This is a genomic window from Priestia sp. BR_2, from assembly GCF_041954005.1.
Taxonomy (GTDB): Bacteria; Bacillota; Bacilli; order Paenibacillales; family Paenibacillaceae; genus Paenibacillus_AQ; species Paenibacillus_AQ lautus_A.
The window spans coordinates 1-507 of the sequence record NZ_JAVFHM010000304.1; the positions used below are offsets into that span (position 1 = coordinate 1).

Consider the following 507-nt stretch of genomic DNA (forward strand, 5'->3'; position numbering starts at 1 on the left):
ACACAACATCAAGATGAACAAGAAGAACAGAAACAAACACAAAAAAAACAAGAAGAACAAGAAGAAGCAGAACAAGAACAAACACCACAAGAACAAGAACAAGAGCAACAAGAAGCACAAGAGAAAGCACAAAAAGCACAAGCACAAGAACAACAAGCAGAACAAGAACAAGCAGAACAAGAGCAAGCACAAAAAGAACAAGAGCAAGCGCAAGAAGCGGCACAAGCACAGGCAGCACAAGAGCAAGCACAAAAAGAACAAGAGCAAGCTCAAGCAGCAGCACAAGCACAGGCAGCACAAGAGCAAGAACAAAAAGAACAAGAGCAAGCTCAACAAGAAGCAGAAGCACAGTAAACACAAGAGCAAGCACATAAAGAAAACGAAAACTCACAACCAGCAGCAGAAGCAGATGCACAAACACAGCAGCCACAAAAAAAACAAGGGCCAACACAACGAAAAGAACAACAAACTAACACAGAACACCAAAAACAAAGAAAAAAAGAACAA

General features: G+C 41.0%; 1 protein-coding gene. It reads left to right on the forward strand.

Annotated elements, in window-relative coordinates; all coding sequences use genetic code 11:
* Positions 1–354: hypothetical protein (locus RB298_RS25655; protein ID WP_486049174.1), on the forward strand; the 354-nt coding region annotated here is incomplete at its 5' end.
* Positions 355–507: the final 153 nt, after the last annotated feature.